Raw genomic sequence first — 4,594 nt, 5'->3', positions numbered from 1 at the left:
GTCTGGGGGCGCAGCCCCCAGCGGGGTCCAGGGGCGGAGCCCCTTGGTATGGGACGGGTAAGGGCGGCGGGGGCGGAATAAACCGCAGACCGGCCCCCGTTAGGAAGCCGCGGACCCAACGTCGTACCCAGCAGGAGGAACCCCGTGGCGGCAGACGAGATACGAGGCGACACGGCGGGCACCGCCCCGGTGCCGCTTTCCGTGCTGGACCTGGCAACCGTCGGCGCCGGCCACACCGCCACCGACGCCCTCCGCACCAGCGTCGAAATCGCCCGCCTCGCAGAGACCCGCGGATTCCACCGCTACTGGGTGGCCGAGCACCACTCCATGCCCGGCGTGGCATCGACCTCCCCCGCCGTGATCCTCGCCCACCTCGCCGCCCACACGGCCCGCATACGCCTCGGCTCGGGCGGCGTGATGCTGCCCAACCACGCGCCCCTGGTCATCGCGGAACAGTTCGGCACCCTGGAGGCCATGGCCCCGGGCCGTATCGACCTGGGCCTCGGCCGCGCCCCCGGCACGGACGGAGCGACGGCCGCGGCCCTGCGCCGCACCGACCGGCTCAACGAGGGCGCCGACGACTTCCCCCAGCAACTAGCGGAGCTGACCCGCTTCCTGGACGACGACTTCCCGGACGGCCACCCCTACGCCCGTATCCACGCGGTCCCGGGCCCCGTCCAGGCCACGGCCCCCGGCGGCGTACAGGACCCGCACCGCCCACCGGTGTGGCTCCTCGGCTCCTCCGGGTTCAGCGCCCGTCTTGCCGGCACCCTCGGCCTCCCGTTCGCCTTCGCGCACCACTTCTCGGCCCAGAACACGATCCCGGCCCTCGACCTCTACCGGGAGTCGTTCACACCCTCCGAAGCCCTCGACGCCCCGTACGCCCTCATCGGCGTCTCCGCGCTCGCCACGGACGACGAGAAGGAGGCCCGCCGCCAGGTCATGGCCGCGGCCCTGAACATGATCCGCCTGCGCACCGGGCGCCCGGGACTCGTCCCCACCCCCGAGGAGGCGGAGGCGTACGAATTCAGCCCCATGGAGCGGGAGTTCATCGACTCCTGGAACGCCAACGTCGTCCACGGCACCGCGGACGAGGTCCGAGCAGGCCTCGACGACCTCCAAAAGCGCACGGGCGCGGACGAGTTGATGCTCACCAGCCACGCCCACAGCGGAGACGTACGCCTGCGCTCGTACGAACTGATCGCCGACGCCTACGAGTTGCCGCAGACTCGGACGGCTCAGGTCTGAGGACAGTCCGCCCCTGAGTCTGCCCCTGTCAATAGTGCGGAGATACGATCCGCCGCCACCGGCCGGGAGTACAGCCACCCCTGGCCGGTGTCGCAGCCGATACGCCGCAGCCGGGAGGCCTGGCCGGCGGTCTCCACGCACTCGGCGGTGACCGTCAGGCCCAGGCGGTGGGCGAGTTCGATGAGGGCCTCGACGATGACCTCGTCGGCGGGGTTCGCCCGGTTGCCGGCCTCCTCGTACTGGAAGCCCCGTACGAACGAGCCGTCGAGCTTCAGGACGGAGACCGGGAGGCGGCTGAGGTAGGCGAGGTTGGAGTATCCGGTGCCGAAGTCGTCGATGGCGATGCGTACGCCCATGTCGCTGAGCGCTTGCAGAGCCTGAAGCGGGCGGCCCGCTGAGCCCATCACGGCCGACTCGGTGAGCTCCAACTGGAGGAGATGCGGGGCGAGTCCGGTCTCCGAGAGGATCGCCGCGACATCCGCCACCAGGTCGGAGTCCCAGACCTGACGCACCGCCACATTCACGCTCACGAAGACCGGCGGCACATCCGGGTGGTCCAACTGCCAGCGGCGCGCCTGTCGGCAGGCCGCGCCCAGCACCCAGCGCCCCAACTGCACGATGGAACCGTCTTCTTCAGCAAGTCCGATGAACCGATTCGGCGTCAGCGTGCCGAACTGAGGATGGTTCCACCGGACCAGCGCCTCGACGCCGCGTACACCGCCGTCCTCCATGCCCACCAACGGCTGGTATTCCAGGGCGAACTCACCCTTCTCGATGGCGGGGCGGAGGGTGGAGGCGAGGGCCTGACGCGTCATGCGATGGGCGTTGCGCTCCGGGTCGAAGAGGGTCCAGCGGGACTTGCCGTCGGCCTTCGCCCAGTACAGCGTCGTATCGGCGGCCTGCATCAGACAGGTCGCGGTGGTTTCGGCCGCGTGCCGCTCGACGACCCCGATCGAGGCCGAAACCGACAGCCGCTGCCCGGAGATGTCGAAGGGCGTCTGAAGGGCCGTCAGTACGGACTTGGCGAGCTCCGCCAGTTGCTCCGTACCCGTCGAGTCCTCGACCAGCAGCGCGAACTCGTCGCCGCCGAGCCGGGCGACCAGCGGTTTGGCCGCCCGCTCGTGCCCGGCCTCGTCCGCACAGCGCGTCAGCCGCTCGGCGACGGCCGCGAGCAGCCGGTCGCCGATGCGGTGGCCGAGGGTGTCGTTGACCGCCTTGAAGCCGTCGAGGTCCAGGTAGCACAGCCCGATCCGGCCGGTGCCGGACTCCTCGTACGCCTCCGCCTCCAAGGCGGCCGACAGGCGCTCGAAGAACAGGGTGCGGTTGGGCAGCCGCGTCACCGGGTCGTGCATCTGCAAGTGCCGCAGGCGCGCCTGGAGTTCACGGCGGGCGCTGATGTCACAGACCGACACCAGCACGGCCTGTTCCTCTTCGGGCAGCGGAGACACCGTCACCTGGGCCCAGAGGGAGTGCCCGTCGGGGTGTTTGAGCCGTCGGGTGCAGCGCAGTCTGGCCTGCCGGCCACGCAGCACCTCGCGGTACGCGTGCCAGGTGCGGGCGTCGGAGGCGAGGTCCACCAGATCGGCGGCGACCCGGCCCGCGAGTCCGTCCGGGCCGGCGCCGAGCAGCGCGGCCAGGGCGTCGTTGGCCGTGACGACCAGCCCCTCGCGGTCGACGACGGCCATCGCCACGGGGGCGAAGTCGAAGGCGGCCCGGAACGTACGGTCTTCCAGGTCGTCGGGCGTACTGCCGACTTCGAGGCCGTCGGTCGTGTTGCCGGCTTCGAGGTCCTCGGTAGTGCTGCCGGTCTCACGGGTTCCGGTGCCAGCGCGTGGAGGCTCGGCGCTTCCAGCGGGGGTGCGTGGAGGCTCGGCCTCGGCGCGTGATGTCACCGGTTCGGTACGTGTGGTACGCGTATCGGCGTATGAGGCCTGAGTGTCGACGCGTGGGGTCGTCTCCTCGTGAGAAATCGGCTGACTGTCACTTTCTGTGACAGTCAGCCGGACGGGATTCGCCGTCGATACCGGCCCATCGGACGTTCCGCTCACCGCTCGCTCCCGCTGTGCACTCGTTACTCGTACAGGTCTCGTCGGGTGGTCGGCCGGTGGAGGACGGCCGCTCTAGCCGTGTCCGCGCAGGAAAGTGTGCCGATCATAGAGGCTGGCCCGAACGCCTTCCAGCTACTCCTCAGTCTCCCCAATTAACCGGCTCTTCTGACAGATCGTTTCTGCCCGCACGTGGACGGGTTCCTTCAGTGGCCGATCGCTTGTGACGTTCCGTGAGCGCTCTGAGTGTCCGCTTCCCCGTGGCGGGCTCATTCGGATGCCCTCGCGCTCACCCTTCTGGTGCAGACAAACAGGGCGTGAGTGATCAAATGCGGACAGGCTGGGCGTGGTATCCCGAATTCCGCACCGGAGGTCGAAGTGCCGCGTCTGTTCCCCCTCAAGGGGCTCACCCGTGGCGGGGCACGACCTCGTTGGCGTGGTCCCGCGGCACTGTTCACCTCCATGACGGCGCTCGCCGCCACCTCCCTGGCGGCAGGCCCTGCCAACGCCGTACCGCCCTCAGCGCCCTGTGCCCTGAAGCGGACCGACGCCCACCACTCCGTGGGCCTCGACACCTGGAACACCGCCTATCCGCGCCCCGACCGCAGCCTCGACGCGGTGATGGTCTTCCTCTCCTTCCCCGACTCCGTCCCGCGGACCACACCCACCGAACTGACGGCCGAGCACTTCCCTGCCACCAGCCGCTTCTTCGAACGCGCCTCCTACGGCAAGTTCACGCTGCGCCCGCACGCGGTTCATGCTTGGCTTCCGATGCCGCGCGTCTCCACGGCGTACGCCATACAGCGCGACTGGAACTCCGCGCGCCGTTCCGCGTATCTGCGCGACGCCCTCGCCGCGTCCGACCCCCGGGTCGACTTCTCGCGCTACGACGTCGTCTACTTCGTCGCCGACCCGGACGCGCCCGGCGTCAACTCGGACGCGACGAAGGTGGTCAACCTGGAGACGCCGCTACGGGCCGACGGCACGGACATCCGCCGGGTCGTCACGGTCTTCGAGCAGCATCCGCCGGACCGGCTGGTCCTGGCTCACGAAACGGGCCACGTCTTCGACCTGCCCGACCTCTACCACCGGCCGCCCGACGACCGGGGCGACTGGGACACCTACGTCGGCGACTGGGACCTCATGGGCAGCCAGTTCGGCCTCGCACCGGATCTCTTCGGGTGGCACAAGTGGAAGCTCGGCTGGCTGGAACCGCGGCAGGTGTCGTGTGTGCAGGGCGCGGGCGGCGAGGGTGCGCGGCTGGCGTTGGAGCCCTTGGGGGCGGGCGGTCCGGCGGTGGC

At 70.1% G+C, this 4,594-nt stretch carries 3 protein-coding genes; 2 read left to right on the top strand and 1 reads right to left on the bottom strand.

Annotated elements, in window-relative coordinates; genetic code table 11:
- Positions 1–144 precede the first annotated feature (144 nt).
- A complete protein-coding gene (locus tag G6048_RS46775; protein ID WP_165345698.1) occupies positions 145–1,248 on the top strand; it encodes an LLM class flavin-dependent oxidoreductase in 1,104 nt (367 codons plus the stop codon).
- On the opposite strand, the gene G6048_RS46770 is transcribed toward G6048_RS46775, so the two are convergent.
- Positions 1,239–3,296, bottom strand: coding sequence for a putative bifunctional diguanylate cyclase/phosphodiesterase (locus G6048_RS46770; protein WP_408056248.1), 2,058 nt, complete (start codon positions 3,294–3,296; stop codon positions 1,239–1,241). The two genes, G6048_RS46775 and G6048_RS46770, sit on opposite strands and share 10 nt — an antisense overlap.
- A 375-nt stretch (positions 3,297–3,671) precedes the next feature.
- Here G6048_RS46770 and G6048_RS46765 point away from each other — a divergent pair.
- Positions 3,672–4,594, top strand: a 923-nt coding sequence (locus tag G6048_RS46765) for a M6 family metalloprotease domain-containing protein (RefSeq protein WP_165345696.1), incomplete at its 3' end; no start/stop codon positions are given.

It is taken from the genome of Streptomyces ureilyticus, from assembly GCF_011045025.1.
In the GTDB taxonomy this organism is placed as follows: Bacteria; Actinomycetota; Actinomycetes; order Streptomycetales; family Streptomycetaceae; genus Streptomyces; species Streptomyces ureilyticus.
The sequence above is the reverse complement of the archived record's forward strand: the minus strand, read 5'-3'. Positions and strand labels throughout refer to the sequence as shown.